The organism is Labrys sp. ALF-8 (assembly GCF_059699065.1).
The window spans coordinates 3,583,065-3,599,403 of record NZ_AP048537.1 but is presented as its reverse complement, the minus strand read 5'-3'; the positions used below and the strand labels follow the sequence as shown (position 1 = coordinate 3,599,403).

Genomic DNA, 16,339 nt, shown 5'->3' with positions numbered 1-16,339 from the left:
CTCTATCGCCCCAGGATATCGAGGACAAACGCGACGAAGGCGCTGACGGGAAACCCCGTCTGCGCCTTTCCTGTTTTATGGAGGATGCTTCAAGGAGCAGGAGGACCCGCCCTCCCCGGTCATTGTGCCGAGGAGGCCGGCAAGCTCGTTGCCGAATCCTGCGTCACGTCCTGGCCCGGCTTGGCGAAGCTGCGCAGAAGCGGGGCGGCAGCGCCTGAACGACGGATGAGCGCTTCGGTGTCAGGCTCGACCACCGGCACTTCCCACCCGCCATACACGCGGAACGGCAGGTGGAAGGGGTCGGCTCCGTCGCCATCGCTCCAGTTGGCCATGCCTGCCATGTCGAGGCTGCGCAGGGCGATATTCGTCTGCCCGGCCAGTGTGACCGAAAGCGATCCGTTTTCCATGCGGCAGTCGGTGGTCTTGGCCATGCCCTGCGCAATCTTGAAGCTCGCCTTGGCGGTGTCGAACGTGGTGCGGCCGCCATAGCCGGACTCGAAGCGCGCCGAGAGCGGACGCTTCTCGATCTTCTGCATGAGGTCGGCCAGATCGATGCCGACAAGCGCGCCATTGGCGACGCTGATATCGGCGCGCCCTTCCAGAGACCGCAGCAGATCGGCCACCGTGGCGCCGGTGCCGGTCACCTCGATGGTTCCTTCTCCAGCGCCCTCGATGCGGTGGAAGCCGAAGAGATCGACCAGGGATTTCCCCATCTCGACCGAACTGAAATTGCCGGAGGCCGTGAACTCGACGCCTTTGCCGACATTCTTGAGGGTAAGATTGCCGTTCACCGTGCCGCCATAGGCGGCCGCCTCACCGAGCGCGAACTCGAACAGGCCGTCATGCGTGGAAATCGTCGCCGCCGTGCGACCGAGTTTCACCTTGTCGATCACCGTCTCGCCGGCGGAAATGCGCAGGTCCAGATCGCTGACCAACAGGCCCTTGATGTTGATGCGATCCTCCCGCCACTGCTTGGGTATGCTGCCGGCGCGCTGGGCTTCGTCGGAATAGGCGGTCAGATCGATCGTATCAGCCGCCAGCGTCCCGCTGATCTTGGGGCGATCGCCGGCCAACTGCACGAGCAGCGAGCCCTCGGCCTCATTCCCGTCGAGCGAGAGCTGGACGTCGTTCAGGGAAATCCCGGTGCTGTCCACCGTGAGCGGCGACTGCACCTCGAAGGCGGCGAGGCTGCTGCCGTCCGGCAGGGGCAGCCCCAGCCAGCGCAGGGTTTCACGCAATGACGTGCCGCCGGCGGAGAGCTGCCCGTCCAGCTTACCGTCGCCATCCACGGTGCCGCTGGCATTCAGATTGAGCATCTCGCCCTTGATTCGAGCCCGCGCGTCGGACTTGCCGCCCGAGATCAGGCTCGCGGGCTCGGCCAGCGATATCGCGATCTCCGCATTGCGGTCGCGCCAGTTGATGACACCGGTCGCCGACATGGCGTTGGTGAGGCCCGACCACGCCAGCGTCGCGTCCTCTATCGACACCGAGGTCGACTGGCCCGAGCCCGCATCGGCATATTGAATGGAGCTGTCGATCAGGCGCAGCGAGGAAATCGGCATCGCCTTGTCGAAATGGCCATCGGCCGCATCCGCCAGCACGCCGGTCTTGAAATCCCATGAATGATTGTTGGCCTTGGTGGCGGTGAGCCCGATGCGCGCCCTCTTCAACATCAGGCCGGAGACCTCGATGCGGCCGACGAGGAGCGGTATGAGGTTCAGAGACCCCTGCAATTTGTCAGCGGCAAGCAGCGGCGGCATGCCCTCGCCGCCCGGAATCGTCACCTTCTCGACCAGCAGCGTGGGCATCGGCGCCCAGGACAGGTGCACCGGTCCGTCGACCTGCGGCGTGCGTCCCGTGAGAGCCACGATCTGTCGCGTGAGCGCGTCGCGAAGCGCGCTCTCAGGCGCCAGCGAGGGTACGATGAGAACCAAGGCGACGAGCGCGGCAGCGATGGCGGCTAGTGACAGCCCAATACGCTTCATGCGGGATCCGCGCCTCACTCGATCAAAACATGTTTGATTATCAATCGCGCGCGCCTGACGGGCGGGCCTGACTCACAAACGCAATTCACTATAGATGGCAGGCCATCGTGGTAAAAGCGAGGCCGGCTTATGATGCCCGCCATGCGCTGCAATCCATGGCCGAACCGACGAAATATGTGACCGTCCTGGGGTATTGCAAGCCCATGCATGGCGATACCCTTGCACAGACTTGGTTAATAAGGCTGGAAACCATAATGGGAAAGTCGCAAATGCGCACGCTGGGCATTGTCGACATGCATACGGCCGGCGAACCCGTACGCATCGTCACCGAGGGCTATCCCGAACTCACCGGCACCACCATACTCGACAAGCGGCGCGAGGCATTGGCCGAGCACGATGCGCTGCGAAAGGCCATGATGCTGGAGCCGCGCGGCCACGCCGGCATGTACGGCGTCATTCCTGTCAAGCCGCATGCACCGGAAGCGGCCTTTGCCGCGCTGTTCACCCATAACGAGGGCTACAGCACCATGTGCGGCCACGCCACCATCGCCATCGGCAAATGGCTGGTGGAAAGCGGGCAGGTGGCGGCGCAGGAACCGGAAACGCGCTTTGCCCTTGAACTGCCGTGCGGGGTGGTCGACGTCAGCTGCCGCGTCGAAGCGGGCCGGGTAGTGGAGACGGCGTTCGAGAGCGTGCCCGCCTTTCTCAGCCAGAAGGACGCCGAGCTGGATGTGCCGGGTTTTGGCCGCATCACCTGCGACATCAGCTTCGGCGGAGCCTTCTATGCGATCCTGCCTGCTTCCCGGCTTGGCCTGGATTTCTTCTCGACGCCTCTGGAACGGTTGGTCGCAGCCGGCACGGCCATCACCGCCGCGGGCCGCCGGAACCTCGGCATCGCCCATCCGGAGGAAGACGATCTTGGCTTTCTCTATGGCACGATCCTCACCGACGATGCCGCGGGGACCGAGCCCAGCTACAATCTGTGCATCTTCGCCGAAGGGCAGATCGACCGCAGCCCCACTGGCAGCGGCGTCACCGCGCGCATGGTGCGGGACCACGCCCGCGGTCTGGTCGGCGAGGGAGCGGAGCGTCGCTTCATGGGGCCGACGGGACTGCCTTTCCACGCTCGCATCACGCAAGTGAAGGACGGCACCGTCCGGGTTCGCGTCGCCGGCCAGTCGGCCTTTAGCGGGACGGCCACTTTCCGGATCGACCCGGACGATCCGCTCGGCCACGGCTTCGTGTTGCCGGCTACTTATGGCGCACTGCGCGAATGATGATCGCAACCGGAGTGGCGGCCCAAGATCGCCGCTGCAATGCCGCCACGGAGATCTTCTCCGCTTTCGGAAATATTGCGCTTGCGGCAAAGGAAGATGCGGACAAGATGTCCGCGCCCGCGAAGCCTCGCCTGCCAGGATCCCTTCATGTCGACTGCCGATAAACCGCTTTGGACCCCCTCGCCCGAACGCATCGCGGGGACGCAGGTCATGGCTCTCATCGCCGCGGCCAATGCCCGCCACCAGCTGTCGCTCGGGACTTATGCCGACCTGCATCGCTGGTCGATCGAGAAGCAAGGGGACTTCTGGAGCCTCGTCTGGGATGACGGCGGCATCAAGGGCGAGAAGGGCGAGCGCTCCGCCATCGACCTCGACGACATCCAGAAGGCCCGCTTTTTTCCGGATGCCCGCCTGAACTTCGCCGAGAACCTCCTGGTCCGCGAAGACGATCGGCCGGCCCTAATCTTCCAGGGCGAGGACAAGGTCGGCTTCACGGTGAGCTGGCGCGAGCTCCATGCCCTCGTGTCGCGCCTGCAGCAGGCAATGCGCGCGGAAGGCGTCGGGGTGGGAGATCGCGTCGCCGCCATGATGCCGAATCGTCCCGAGACCATCGCGATCATGCTCGCGGCGGCTTCGATCGGCGCGATCTTCTCCTCCTGCTCGCCGGATTTCGGCGAGCGCGGCGTTCTCGATCGTTTCGGCCAGATCGAACCCAAGCTGTTCTTCGCCATCGACGGCTACTGGTATGCCGGCAAACGTATCGACAACGCCGAGAAGGTGTCGGCCATCGCCCCACAGCTGCGCGCGAGAACCGTTATCGTGCCCTATATCGGCGACGCGGAGGCGCTCGCGGAACGCATCACGAGCGCCGTCTCGTTCGAGGGCTTCATCGACCCCTTCGCGACCAAGCCCGTGGCATTCGAACGCCTGCCCTTCAACCACCCTCTCTTCATCCTCTATTCCTCCGGCACCACCGGCGTACCGAAATGCATCGTGCATGGCGCCGGGGGAACCTTGCTGCAGCTCGTCAAGGAACATCGCTACCAGTGCGACCTGCGCCCGGGTGACCGGAGCTTCTATTTCACGACCTGCGGCTGGATGATGTGGAACTGGCTGGTGGCAGGTCTTGCGAACGGGGAGACTCTGCTCCTCTTCGACGGCTCGCCCTTTCATCCGGTTTCGAGCGTGCTCTTCGACTTCGTCAGCCGCGAGAAGGGCGTGCTGTTCGGCACCTCCGCCAAATATATCGACGCGGCCCACAAGGCCGGCCTTGCGCCGCGCACCACGCACGACCTTTCGGCCCTCAAGCTGATGACTTCCACCGGTTCCCCCCTGTCGCCGGAGGGATTCCGCTGGGTTTACGAGGAGGTGAAGAGCGATCTCCACCTCGCTTCCATCTCCGGAGGCACCGACATCGTCTCCTGCTTCGTCCTCGGCGACCCCACCAGTCCGGTCTGGTCAGGCGAGATCCAGGCTGCCGGCCTCGGCATGGCGGTGGACGTATGGAACGATGACGGCAAGTCGGTGCGCGAGGAGAAGGGCGAACTCGTCTGCGTCCGACCTTTCCCCTCCATGCCGGTGATGTTCTGGAACGATCCCGACGGCAGGAAATACACCGCCGCCTATTTCGAGCGCTTCGATAATGTCTGGCATCACGGCGATTTCGCCGAATGGACTCGCCATGGCGGCCTGATCATTCACGGCCGTTCCGACGCCACGCTCAATCCGGGCGGCGTGCGGATCGGCACCGCGGAACTCTATGCGCAGGTCGAGAAAATTCCCGACGTGCTGGAGGCGATCGCCATCGGCCAGGACTGGGACGGCGACGTGCGGATCGTGCTGTTCGTTCGCCTGCGCGATGGCCTGGCACTCGATGACGGCCTGGTCGACAGGATCAAGCGCCAGATCCGCACCGGCGCCTCGCCCCGCCACGTACCGGCCAGAATCATCCAGGTGACGGATATCCCGCGCACCAAGTCCGGCAAGATCACGGAACTCGCCGTGCGCGACATCGTGGCCGGAAGGGAGGTGAAGAACCAGGAGGCTCTCGCGAACCCCGAGGCGCTGGCGCTCTACAGGGATCTCCCGGAACTGAAAGTCTGAGTGCCCATGCGCCTCCTCGTCTTCCAACATCTTGCCGACGGCCACCCCGGTATTTTCCGCGCATTGTTCGCCAAGGACGGTGTCGACTGCGACACGGTTCGCCTCGACCGGGGAGAGCCGATTCCCGCGATGGAGACCTATGACGCCCTGTGGGTGATGGGCGGCGAGATGAACGTCTGGGATGTCGACGACCATCCCTGGCTGGTCGAGGAGAAGCGTGCCATCCGCCGCTGGGTACGTGAACTGCAGCGGCCCTTCCTCGGCTTCTGCCTCGGCCATCAGCTGCTGGCGGACGCGCTGGGCGGCACATGCGGCCCCATGCGCCGGTCCGAGATCGGACTGGTCGAGATGGAGATGACGGCCGCCGGCATGGAGGATCCGCTGTTCGCCGGGATCACCCCGCGCTTCCATGCGCTGGAGTGGCACGGCGTGCGCGTTGCCCAACCGCCCGAGAGCGGACATGTGCTGGCACGAAGCTCCAATTGCGGGGTGGAAGCCATGCAGGCCGCGCCACGCGCCTGGGGCGTGCAATTCCACGCCGAGGCAGATGACCAGTCCGTGCGGGACTGGAGCACCCAGGGCGACTCCCGGGTCTCCTTCGAGCACGTTCACGGCGAGGGCGCGATGGGACGCCTGGAGGCGGAGGTGAAGAGCCGCTCCGGCGAACTCGGGGGCAACGCCGCCCTGTTCTATCGCAACTTCATGCAGGCCGTGCAGTGCTGAAGCGAGACGTCAGGGATGGGTGGCTTTCCTGCCTGCCTCGCGAAGCGTGTGCTGGGACTTGATCAAACCGGTCCAATCCTGTCCGATGCCCGTGCACTGACAAATTGGCCGAATCTCCATGCGCATCCTCGTCCTCCAGCACCTGGCTTCCGAGCATCCCGGCATCTTCCGTTCCTTCTTCGCGCGGGATGACGTGTCCTGGGACGCGATAGAACTCGACGAGGGTGGTACCATCCCGCCGCTCGAACCCTACGATGCCCTCTGGGTGATGGGTGGAGCAATGGATGTCTGGGATGTCGAGGATTTTCCCTGGCTGATCGAGGAGAAGCGCGTCATCCGGCGCTGGGTCCGTGAATTGCAGCGTCCATTCCTCGGTATCTGCCTCGGCCACCAACTGCTTGCCGATGCGCTTGGGGGAACCTGCGGGCCCCAGAAGCCGCCGGAAGTGGGCGTTTTCGACGTCGAGCTGACGACACACGGCCGGCTCGATCCGTTGTTCGAGGGCCTCGCACCACGTTTCCCGGCGTTGCAATGGCATTCGGTGCGGGTAGCCCAGCCGCCGGACGGCGCCGAAGTGCTGGCCTCCTCCCCGCTTTGCCCGGCCCAGGCCTTCCGGGCCGCGCCGCGCGCCTGGGGCATGCAGTACCACGTCGAGGCCCAGCTCGAGGCCATCCGGGAGTGGGCTTGCGTTCCCGATTACCGGGCCGCCCTGGAGCGGACGAACGGCGAAGGCGCCATGGAAAGGCTTCTGGCCGAGATTGCTGCCCATGCTGCGGCATTTGAAGCCAATGCCGCCATTCTCTATCGCAATTTCATGCAGCTCGCGCGAGAATAGCGTGCGGGATCGCCAGCTTCTCACATAGCCCGACGAAAGAGTGCGGGATGGAGAATCTGGCTGCCCCCTGGAGGAACGAACCATGCCCGAAGGAACGGCGCAAAACACGACAGGCATTCCCATGCCGTCGCCAGACCCGGCTATCCTCGCGCGCCGTCAGGCGATCGTGGACGGATTGGCGAAACTCGTGCCGGCCGAGAACCTCATCAGCAGCGAGGACGAACGCCGTGCCTACGAGACGGACGCCTTCACCGCCTATCGCGCCATTCCCCTCGCAGTCGTTCTTCCCGAGACCACGGAGGAAGTTGCCGCGGTCCTGAAATTCCTCAATGCCCAGGGAGTTCCCGTCATCCCCCGCGGCGCCGGCACCTCGCTCGCCGGCGGAGCCCTGCCCCAGGCCGATGCCGTGGTCGTAGGCCTGTCCAAGATGAACAAGGTGCTTGAGCTGCGTTTCGAGGATCGGCTCGCCCGCGTTCAGGCGGGCATCACCAATCTCGGCATTTCCGGCGCCGTGGCCCATGAGAGCTTCTTCTACGCGCCCGATCCGTCCAGCCAGCTCGCCTGTACCATCGCCGGCAATATCGCGATGAACTCCGGCGGCGCGCATTGCCTGAAATATGGTGTAACCACCAACAATATCCTCGGCGTTCGCCTGGTGACGATGGAGGGCGACATCCTCGACATCGGCGGTGACACCATGGATGCCGACGGCTACGACCTGCTTGGCATCGTCATCGGCTCGGAGGGCCAGTTCGGCATCGTGACCGAGGCAATCGTCCGCATCCTGCCGATGGCCGAGGGGGCTCGGCCCATGCTCGTGGGCTTTCCGACGCCCGAGGATGCAGGGCGCTGTGTTGCCGCCATCATCGCCTCGGGTATCATCCCCGTGGCGATCGAATATATGGACAGGCTTGCCATCGAGATCACCGAAGGATTTGCCCATGCCGGCTATCCACTCGATGCCGGCGCCATGTTGATCATCGAAGTGGAGGGTTCCAATGCGGAGATCGACCGCTTGCTTGGCCTGATATCCGCAATGGCCCAGGAACATGGGGCAAGCACCATCAAGATTTCGAAGTCGGAGGCTGAAAGCGCGGCGATCTGGAAGGGACGCAAATCCGCCTTCGGCGCCACGGGCCGCATCGCCGACTATATCTGCATGGACGGCACCATCCCGACCGGCCAGCTTCCAAGGGTGCTGCAGCGCATCGACGAGATCACACAGGGTTACGGCCTGCGCGTCGCCAATGTCTTCCATGCCGGTGACGGAAACCTGCATCCACTGGTGCTCTACAACGTCAACGACGCCAACCAGCGCGAGAAGGCTGAGGCCTGCGGCTTCGATATCCTCCGCCTGTGCGTGGAAGCCGGTGGCTGCCTGACCGGCGAGCATGGCGTGGGGATCGAAAAGCGGGATCTGATGCGCGAACAGTTCAACCAGGTCGATCTCGATCAGCAGCGCGACCTGAAGCTCGCCTTCGATCCAAAATGGCTGCTCAATCCCGCCAAGGTGTTCCCGCTCGACATGCGGCCGGGAGGGTGGAAATGAACCGCCGGCCAAGCGAGGCGCGACGAGCCTCTCTCACGCAGCTGGGGCAGATTTTGCAGGGGCACGGGGACCGCATGGGGCGCGGCATGAACCGTCGCTCCCCGGACCGCAGGAGCATCACGTCCGCCGGGCCCTATCCCGACCACACCTCCGGCTGCCCACCCCTGCCGCGCGGGGGAGGCTTCTCGGCCTCTGCACACCGGGAAGCGCTGTCATGACCTACACCCCTGTCACCGAAGCCGAGCTCGCCGAGGTCGTCGCCGATTCCTTTCGTTCGAAGCGTCCCCTCGCCATCAGCGGCGGCGGCTCGAAGGACGCGATCGGACGGCCGGTGAACGCGGTCCCGCTCAGCACGAAACCCCTGACGGGCATCACGCTCTACGAGCCCGCCGAGATGGTGATCTCGGCCCGGGCCGGGACGCCCCTATCCGAGCTCACGGCCGCGCTCGACGACAGGGGGCAGATGCTGCCCTTCGAACCGGCGGACTGGCGCGGTCTGCTGGGCAGCGGCCCGGCCGAGCCGACGCTTGGCGGGCTCGTGGCCGCCAATATCTCAGGCCCGAGGCGCATCACGGCGGGGGCCTGCCGCGACAGCCTGATCGGCGTACGCCTGGTCAACGGCAAAGGCGAGACGATCAAGAGCGGCGGACGGGTCATGAAGAACGTCACCGGCTACGACCTCACCAAGCTGATGGCAGGCTCCTGGGGTACGCTCGGCGTCCTCACCGAAGTCACGTTCAAGGTACTGCCGAAGCCGGAAGCCAGCGCAGGACTCGTCTGGCAGGGGCTCGACGACGGTAAGGCCGTCGAGCTGATGTCGGCCGCCCTCGCGAGTCCCTTCGAGGTTTCGGCGGCCGCGCATGTGCCGGCCGCCCTTGCATCCGGAACAGCGCAGACCGTGCTCCGGCTCGAGAATTTCGAAAGCTCGATCGCCTATCGGCGCGAGAAGCTCGCGGCCCTGCTGAAACGCTTCGGCGCGCCGGACCATCTCGACAGCCAGGCTTGCCAAGGCTTCTGGTGGCAGGTCGCCGATGTCGCTCCCTTCGCGCAGATGGATGGCGCTGTCTGGCGCATCTCGGTCGCGCCCTCCAAGGCCGTCGCACTCGCGCAAGCCTTGCGGAAGGACGGCGACCTCCAGCTCTTCTACGACTGGGGCGGCGGTCTGGTCTGGCTCCTCGCTTCCGAGACACCGGAGATCGCCGAGGTGATCTCGAATGTGGCGAGATCGCATGGCGGCCACGCGATGCTGACCCGCGCCAGCGCCGACTATCGGGCAGAGACCTTCAGTTTCGGCGCACAGACGGGCGCTCTCTCGGCCCTCGGCGCGCGCGTGAAGCAGGCCTTCGATCCCGCCGACATCCTCAACACCGGCCGCCTGGGAGCTTGATAGTGCAGACGAATTTCTCCCTGGCGCAATTGGCCGACCCGCATATGAAGGAATCCGAGCAGATTCTTCGCACCTGCGTGCATTGCGGCTTCTGCACGGCTACCTGTCCTACATATGTGCTGCTCGGCGACGAACTCGATTCACCGCGCGGACGCATCTACCTGATCAAGGACATGCTCGAAGGCGGCAAGGCCGCCACGGCCGAGGTGGTCAAGCACGTCGATCGCTGCCTCTCCTGTCTCTCGTGCATGACGACATGTCCTTCGGGCGTGCACTACATGCATCTGGTCGATCACGCGCGGGCTCATATCGAGAAGACCTACGAGCGGCCGGCCAGCGAGAAGCTTCTGCGCACGGTGCTGGCCAGGATACTGCCCAACCGCAAGGCCTTTCGCTGGGCCATGGCCCTGGCGCGCCTCGGCCGCCCCTTCGCCGGTCTCGCCGCGAAACTGCCCGAAGGCCGCCGGCTGGCGGCGATGCTCGCCCTGGCTCCCTCCTCCCTGCCCGCCGCGTCCGCGGCGACGCAGCCGGGCCATTTCGTTCCCAGGGGCGAGCGAAAGGGCCGCGTGGCTCTCCTTACCGGCTGCGCGCAGGCCGAGCTCGCCCCCGGCATCAACGAAGCGGCGATCCGCCTGCTCAACCGTCATGGCATCGAGGTGGTACTGCCCAGGGGCGAAGGCTGCTGCGGAGCACTGGTTCACCACATGGGCAAGGAGGCCTCGGCCCTCGCATATGCCAAGACCAATATCGATGTCTGGATCACGGAGATGGCTGCGGGGCTCGATGCCATCCTGATCACCACGTCGGGCTGCGGCACGACGATCAAGGATTATGGCTTCATGCTGCGCGATGATCCGGTCTATGCGCAGAAGGCAGCCGCCGTCTCGGCCATAGCCAGGGACATCAGCGAGTATCTCGAGACGCTCCCGCCTCTTCCGGTGACCAGGGAGACCGGCCAGAGCGTGACCTATCATGCCGCCTGCTCGCTCCAGCACGGCCAGCAGATCAAGACGGCGCCCAAGAACCTCCTGAAGCAGGCAGGCTTCGTGGTGAAGGAAGCGGCGGAAGCTCATCTTTGCTGCGGCTCCGCCGGTACCTACAACATGCTGCAGCCGGAGATTTCCGCACGGCTGCGCGAGCGCAAGCTCGGCAACATCGCCGCGACCAGGCCCGAGATCATCGCAGCCGGCAATATAGGCTGCATGACGCAGCTCGCGCAGGGCACCGCGACGCCGATCGTCCACACGGTGGAGCTGCTGGACTGGGCGACGGGCGGCCCGAGGCCGAGCGGCCTTCCGGCAAGAGCCGAGGAGCCCCGGCGCATCGACGGTGCATGAGGCTCAGCTTGAATAGACCGGTCGAATTATGCTCCTACCCGGGCCTGGATGATCGAATCAGCATCGTTCGCGTCGAGAACGAAGTCGATGCCGTGTTTGTCCGAACACGCAGGTTCAACGTCCTGGTGGACACGTTGGGAACGCCCGAGCAATGCCGCATGGCCTTGGATCTTCTTGGGATCGAGGCGTCCTCCCTTCCCCTGATCGTGGTCAACTCGCATATGGACTGGGATCATTTCTGGGGCAATGCCGCCATTGCAGGCCGTGCCCCCATCCTTGCTCATGCGTCCGCTCTGGAACGCTTGCGTGACCCTGCCGCGCAGAGGACCTTACGGGAAAAAGCCAGTCAGGATCCAAGATTCCGGGACGTCGAACTCGTGAGTCCGACCGTGACATTCGCCGGACCGGCAGTGCTTGATGGCGGCGACATGACGCTGGAACTCTTCCATACCCCAGGCCATACGCCCGACCATCTCGCCATTTGGATCCGCGAGCTACGCACCTGCCTCGCGGTCGATGCCGTGGAGCATCCAATTCCGGAGGTTTGGAGCAGGAGTTCGAAGGATCTGCGTCTATTGCGCGAGTCGCTGGGGAAGATATGCAGCCTGGATGCCGACATTGTCATTCCCGCACACGGGAATACGTCTTCTCCTTTGACCGTCCGTGAAAACCTGGCCTACTTCGATACCTTGGCCGAACGGGTCGAAAGCCTTGCTCCGGGCCAGCTTACCGACCCGGATCTCTGTCATGCCAAGGGATACCGGCTTCAGGACTTCGTGTCCGTTCCGACGAGTCTGCCCGCCGAGTTGGTGGGCTTCTACGAGGAATGCCATCGCACGAATCTCGGTGCGACTGTCCAGGCACAAATCGAAAAGCAGAAGTGACGGCAGACCGAGGCTACCCCATCGAGGCTGGCACGCCTGCCGTCCCTCCAAAGGTTACGATGACAGTTCCGCCAGGTTCTTCCTTGCGACCTCGTTCGCCGGATTGAGTTCGACGGCCTTGGCGAAGATCTTCCTCGCCTCGTCCAGCTGGCCGCCGGCGCGCGCGGCGTGGCCGAGGCCCATCAGGGCCGGCTCGGAGGGACGCAGCTGAAGCGCCTGCTGGAAATGTGCGGCGGCTGGCTCGAAGCGCTCATGCTGCAGCAGGAGGTAGCCAAGGTTGAGATGGGCCTCGGCATGGCGCGGATCGGCCCCGATGCAGGCGAGAAAGGCGCGCAGGGCCTCGTCTCCGCGCCCCTGCGAGGCCAGCAGGCCGCCATAGTTGAAATGCGCGTCGGCGAACTTCGGATCGATGTCGAGGGCCGAGCGGAAGCAGAATTCGGCGCGGCTGGCGTTGCCGAGACCGCGATTGGCGAGGCCGAGCCGCATCTGGGCATCAGCGCTCCGCGGGTTGAGCTGCACGGCCCTTCGCAAGGCGCTTTCCGCATCGCCATAGGCCTCACGCTGGATCAGCAGCGTGCCGAGCAGGTTCAACGCATTGAAATCGTTGGCATTCCCGGCGAGGATCTCGCGATAGGCGGCCTCCGCGACGTCGAGACGACCCGCCTCATGATGTTCGATGGCTTTTTTCAGTTTTGCGTCGGCGGCCATGTCTTTGCATCCAGGCAGGGGCGGATGGGAAGGAAGTGCCGGACCTTGTGACGGATGACGGCCGAAAGGTCAATTCGCGCGAGTGCCGGCATCGGGCCGCAATCGGAGGGCCGCGCGTTTCGATACTTCCCTCGTCAGCGGGAAGTTTTCCGCAAAAAAGCGGATAATGGGTTTCAAGGGGGCTGCTTATTGGTCTATCCATCTCCCCGACGATTTCCGCCATATGGAGCCTTCCATGCCTGACTCTGTCCCGACCGGTCTCGCCATCACAGGCGCGATGGGCCCGCGCTATGATGAAATCCTGACGCCGCAGGCCCTGGAATTCGTCGCCACGCTGCAGCGCCGCTTCAACGGGCGCCGCAAGGAACTGCTCGCCAAGCGGGCGGAGAGGCAGAAGCGCTTCGATGCCGGCGAAATCCCCGACTTCCTGCCCGAAACGACGAATATCCGCGAGAGCGACTGGCAGGTCGCCGCCCTTCCCACCGACCTGCTCGATCGCCGCGTCGAGATCACGGGCCCTGTCGATCGCAAGATGATCGTCAATGCGCTGAATTCCGGCGCCAAGGTCTTCATGGCCGACTTCGAGGACGCAAACTCGCCCACCTGGTCGAACTGTCTCGACGGCCAGATCAATCTCAGGGATCGCTGGGCCGGGAAGATCGATTTCACCGATGCCACCACGGGCAAGGCCTATGCGCTCAAGCCCAATCCGGCCGTGCTGATCGTGCGCCCTCGCGGCTGGCATCTCGAAGAAGCCCATGTGACGCTGGACGGGGAGCCGCTGTCCGGGTCGCTCTTCGATTTCGGCCTCTATTTCTTCCACAATGCAAAGGCGCAGCTCGCACAGGGTTCCGGGCCTTATTTCTATATTCCCAAGCTCGAGAGCCATCTTGAGGCAAGGCTGTGGAACGACGTCTTCCTCCTGGCCCAGGAGAGCCTCGGCGTGTCGAAGGGCACCATCAAGGCGACCATCTTGATCGAGACCTTGCCCGCCGCCTTCGAGATGGACGAGATCCTCTACGAACTGCGCGACCACATCGCCGGCCTCAACTGCGGGCGCTGGGACTACATCTTCTCCTTCATCAAGAAGCTCGCCAAGAACCAGGCCTATATCCTGCCGGATCGCAGCCAGGTGGTGATGGGCAAGGCCTTTCTGCGGGCCTACAGCCTGTTGCTGATCAAGACCTGCCATCGGCGCGGCGCCTTCGCCATGGGCGGCATGGCGGCGCAGATCCCGATCAAGAACAATCCGGCCGCCAACGAGGCCGCCTTCGCCAAGGTCAAGGCCGACAAGGAGCGCGAGGCCGGCGATGGACATGACGGCACCTGGGTCGCCCATCCCGATCTCGTGCCGGTGGCGATGGAAGTGTTCGACCGCCTGATGCCGCAGGCCAACCAGCTCGACAAGAAGCGCGAGGACGTTCAGGTCGGCAAGGCCGAGCTCTTGGAAGTGCACCAGGGGACCCGCACCGCCGAGGGCCTGCGCGACAATGTCCGCGTCGGCGTCCAGTATATGGAGGCTTGGCTGCGCGGGCGCGGCGCGGTGCCTATCTACAACCTGATGGAGGATGCGGCCACGGCCGAGATCTCGCGAGCCCAGATCTGGCAGTTCGTCAAATATGGCGTGACGCTGGAAGGTGGCATCGCGGTGACGCCGGCATGGTTCGAAGGCGTGTTCGAGGAAGAGATGCAGCGCGTGCGCGGCGAGGTCGGCGATGCCGCCTTCTCGGGTGGCCGTTTCCCCGATGCCGTGAAGCTGTTCAAACAGCTCTCGCTGGCACCCGAATTCGCCGACTTCCTCACCCTGCCCGCCTACCAGATGATCGTGTGACCGGATTGCTCGTCCGCTGCCTGCGACGACGCAGGCAGCGGCCGCAGTGCATCGGCCTTCTGTTCGAAGCACCAGTGCCGATCCGCCGCCCGAGCGACGCCCCTCCGCCGACATTTCGCTTGCGCCATCCGGCGTTCCAGCCAAACTCCCCGCAAATGGACAGGAATCAGCCGACCCGACTGTCCTTGCGCGGAGCACCCATGTCGATGTCATCGCCCAATCCCCATTACAGCGGCGACGCCTCCCTCGGCGTGGGACAGATCGTGAGTGACGCCTTCAACACCGGCGTCAAGAGCTATCTCGCGCTCTTCTTTCTCAACCTGCCTATTCTGATCGCCGCCGTCGCCGCCTTCGGCTCGGGCTCCCAATCGATATTTTCCGAGGACGGCGCCGCCATGGAACAGATGATCCGTGAGAACACGGGTCGCTTCATCGCGCTGGAGGTCGTGATCTTCGTCATCTCCATCGTCTGTTCCTGTGCAATGATCCGCATCCTCCTTGATCGCTATGTCGGTGCCCCTGTCTCCGACAGGGAAGCCGCCGTAACCGGCGCGAAGAGGGCGCTGCCTGCCATCGGATTGCTCCTCATCTTCGTGTTCGCCTATGTCGTCATCGCCTTCGTGCTCGTCCTGATTGCAGCCTTCCTGCAGGCCGTGATCGGCATCCTCGCCCCCATCGCGGCGCTCGGCGTGGCGCTCCTCTGCCTCTACCTGATCTTTCCCTATGTCCTGTCGGGCATCGTCTGCATCACGGAGGAACTCGGCCCCATCGAATCCCTCAGCCGCAGCAAATACCTGACCGACGGCTATCGCTGGCCGCTTCTGGGACTGACCTTCGTGGCGCTCCTGATCATGGCCGTTTACCAGGGCATCGTTCTCGGTCTCGACTATGCTCTCGCCCCTGCGGCCTTCGGCCGGACGATCCTGCTCGTCTTCGTGGCGCTGATCTATCCGCTGCTGGGCGGCTGGGTAATCGGCCTGTTCGTGATTGCTGCTCACCGCCTGCGAGCTCTCAAGGATGGCGCGATGTCGCGGCGGATGCTGTCGAACGTGTTCGAGTGACGCGGCGGCGCAGCCTCGTCATCACGGCCGTGGGTCGTCGGCCCGTACGGTGGTCAGCCGGCGCTTGAGGCGCACGATGGCTTCCTTCTGCAAATCGCTCGCCATGCCCTCGGCGTTGGCGACCTTCGAGAGCATGCCGATGAACTCCAGCCGCTCGTCCATCGTGAGATGGCTTGCGAGCAGCGGTGCGAGGTCGTCGGCAACGGGCGAGAAAACACGTCCGCGATCAGTCAATTGCCAAGCCGCCTCGAACATCGCCTGGCGATCCTCGATGCCCAGGGGATCGGCCATCAGATCATAGATGACGTTCTTCTCGGCGGCCGTCAGCGGAGCGCCCGTGCGCACGAGCTGGATCATCAGCACCACGCCGGCAAGACGTACGTCCTGGATCTGGTGCAGTGACCGACGGGCGAGCGCGCCCGGATCAGGCGAATCGGGGTCCTTGTTCAGGGGGCGAGCGGGAGCGTCACGCCGGCCCGCGGCATCGCGCGCCTGTATCTTCCCATTGCGCCGGATGAGCCAATAAAGACCACCGGCGCCTGCGGCTATGGCCAGGAAGAAGACACCACGCGGAACCTGCAGCAGCAGAAGGCTCATCAGCACAAGGGCAGCGATCCAGCCCGCCCATTTACGCACGAAGTCCATGATGCCGCCTTCAG

The 16,339-nt window shown here is 64.4% G+C and carries 13 protein-coding genes; 10 read left to right on the top strand and 3 right to left on the bottom strand.

The window, feature by feature from the left end; all coding sequences use genetic code 11:
• Positions 1-119 precede the first annotated feature (119 nt).
• Entirely contained in the window at positions 120-1,985 is a 1,866-nt protein-coding gene (locus AC6H34_RS16510; RefSeq protein WP_448148824.1) for an AsmA family protein, read from the bottom strand.
• A 254-nt stretch (positions 1,986-2,239) separates the two neighbouring features.
• Between AC6H34_RS16510 and AC6H34_RS16505 the strand changes: the two genes are divergently transcribed.
• The 8 genes from AC6H34_RS16505 (at position 2,240) to AC6H34_RS16470 (ending at position 12,080) form a co-directional block, all read left to right on the top strand.
• Complete coding sequence (locus tag AC6H34_RS16505; RefSeq protein ID WP_497539450.1) at positions 2,240-3,262, top strand: proline racemase family protein; 1,023 nt, start codon at positions 2,240-2,242, stop codon at positions 3,260-3,262.
• Positions 3,263-3,409: 147 nt separating this feature from the next.
• A complete protein-coding gene (locus AC6H34_RS16500; RefSeq protein ID WP_497539449.1) occupies positions 3,410-5,365 on the top strand; it encodes an acetoacetate--CoA ligase in 1,956 nt (651 codons plus the stop codon).
• A 6-nt stretch (positions 5,366-5,371) separates the two neighbouring features.
• Positions 5,372-6,088, top strand: a complete 717-nt coding sequence (locus AC6H34_RS16495; RefSeq protein WP_497539448.1) for a type 1 glutamine amidotransferase — start codon at positions 5,372-5,374, stop codon at positions 6,086-6,088.
• Between the two features lie 118 nt (positions 6,089-6,206).
• A complete protein-coding gene (locus tag AC6H34_RS16490) occupies positions 6,207-6,923 on the top strand; it encodes a type 1 glutamine amidotransferase (protein ID WP_497539447.1) in 717 nt (238 codons plus the stop codon).
• Between the two features lie 82 nt (positions 6,924-7,005).
• Positions 7,006-8,472, top strand: coding sequence for an FAD-linked oxidase C-terminal domain-containing protein (locus AC6H34_RS16485; protein WP_448148828.1), 1,467 nt, complete (start codon positions 7,006-7,008; stop codon positions 8,470-8,472).
• A 214-nt stretch (positions 8,473-8,686) separates the two neighbouring features.
• Entirely contained in the window at positions 8,687-9,859 is a 1,173-nt protein-coding gene (gene glcE / locus AC6H34_RS16480; RefSeq protein WP_497539446.1) for a glycolate oxidase subunit GlcE, read from the top strand.
• Positions 9,860-9,861: 2 nt separating this feature from the next.
• Positions 9,862-11,196: a glycolate oxidase subunit GlcF gene (gene glcF, locus AC6H34_RS16475; RefSeq protein ID WP_497539445.1), complete on the top strand. Its 1,335-nt coding sequence runs from the start codon at positions 9,862-9,864 to the stop codon at positions 11,194-11,196.
• Between the two features lie 8 nt (positions 11,197-11,204).
• A complete protein-coding gene (locus AC6H34_RS16470; protein WP_497539444.1) occupies positions 11,205-12,080 on the top strand; it encodes an MBL fold metallo-hydrolase in 876 nt (291 codons plus the stop codon).
• A gap of 54 nt (positions 12,081-12,134) precedes the next feature.
• On the opposite strand, the gene AC6H34_RS16465 is transcribed toward AC6H34_RS16470, so the two are convergent.
• On the bottom strand, positions 12,135-12,788 hold the full coding sequence (locus tag AC6H34_RS16465; protein ID WP_497539443.1) for a tetratricopeptide repeat protein: 654 nt from the start codon (positions 12,786-12,788) through the stop codon (positions 12,135-12,137).
• A 235-nt stretch (positions 12,789-13,023) separates the two neighbouring features.
• Here AC6H34_RS16465 and aceB point away from each other — a divergent pair, with 235 nt between their 5' ends.
• Together aceB and AC6H34_RS16455 are read left to right on the top strand one after the other, a co-directional pair.
• Positions 13,024-14,619 carry a malate synthase A gene (aceB, locus tag AC6H34_RS16460; RefSeq protein WP_497539442.1) on the top strand — a complete coding sequence of 532 codons (1,596 nt, stop codon included), beginning with the start codon at positions 13,024-13,026 and terminating at the stop codon, positions 14,617-14,619.
• Between the two features lie 200 nt (positions 14,620-14,819).
• Complete coding sequence (locus AC6H34_RS16455; protein WP_497539441.1) at positions 14,820-15,680, top strand: hypothetical protein; 861 nt, start codon at positions 14,820-14,822, stop codon at positions 15,678-15,680.
• Between the two features lie 21 nt (positions 15,681-15,701).
• Here AC6H34_RS16455 and AC6H34_RS16450 read toward each other — a convergent pair whose 3' ends face one another.
• Positions 15,702-16,325: a tellurite resistance TerB family protein gene (locus tag AC6H34_RS16450; protein WP_497539440.1), complete on the bottom strand. Its 624-nt coding sequence runs from the start codon at positions 16,323-16,325 to the stop codon at positions 15,702-15,704.
• Positions 16,326-16,339: the final 14 nt, after the last annotated feature.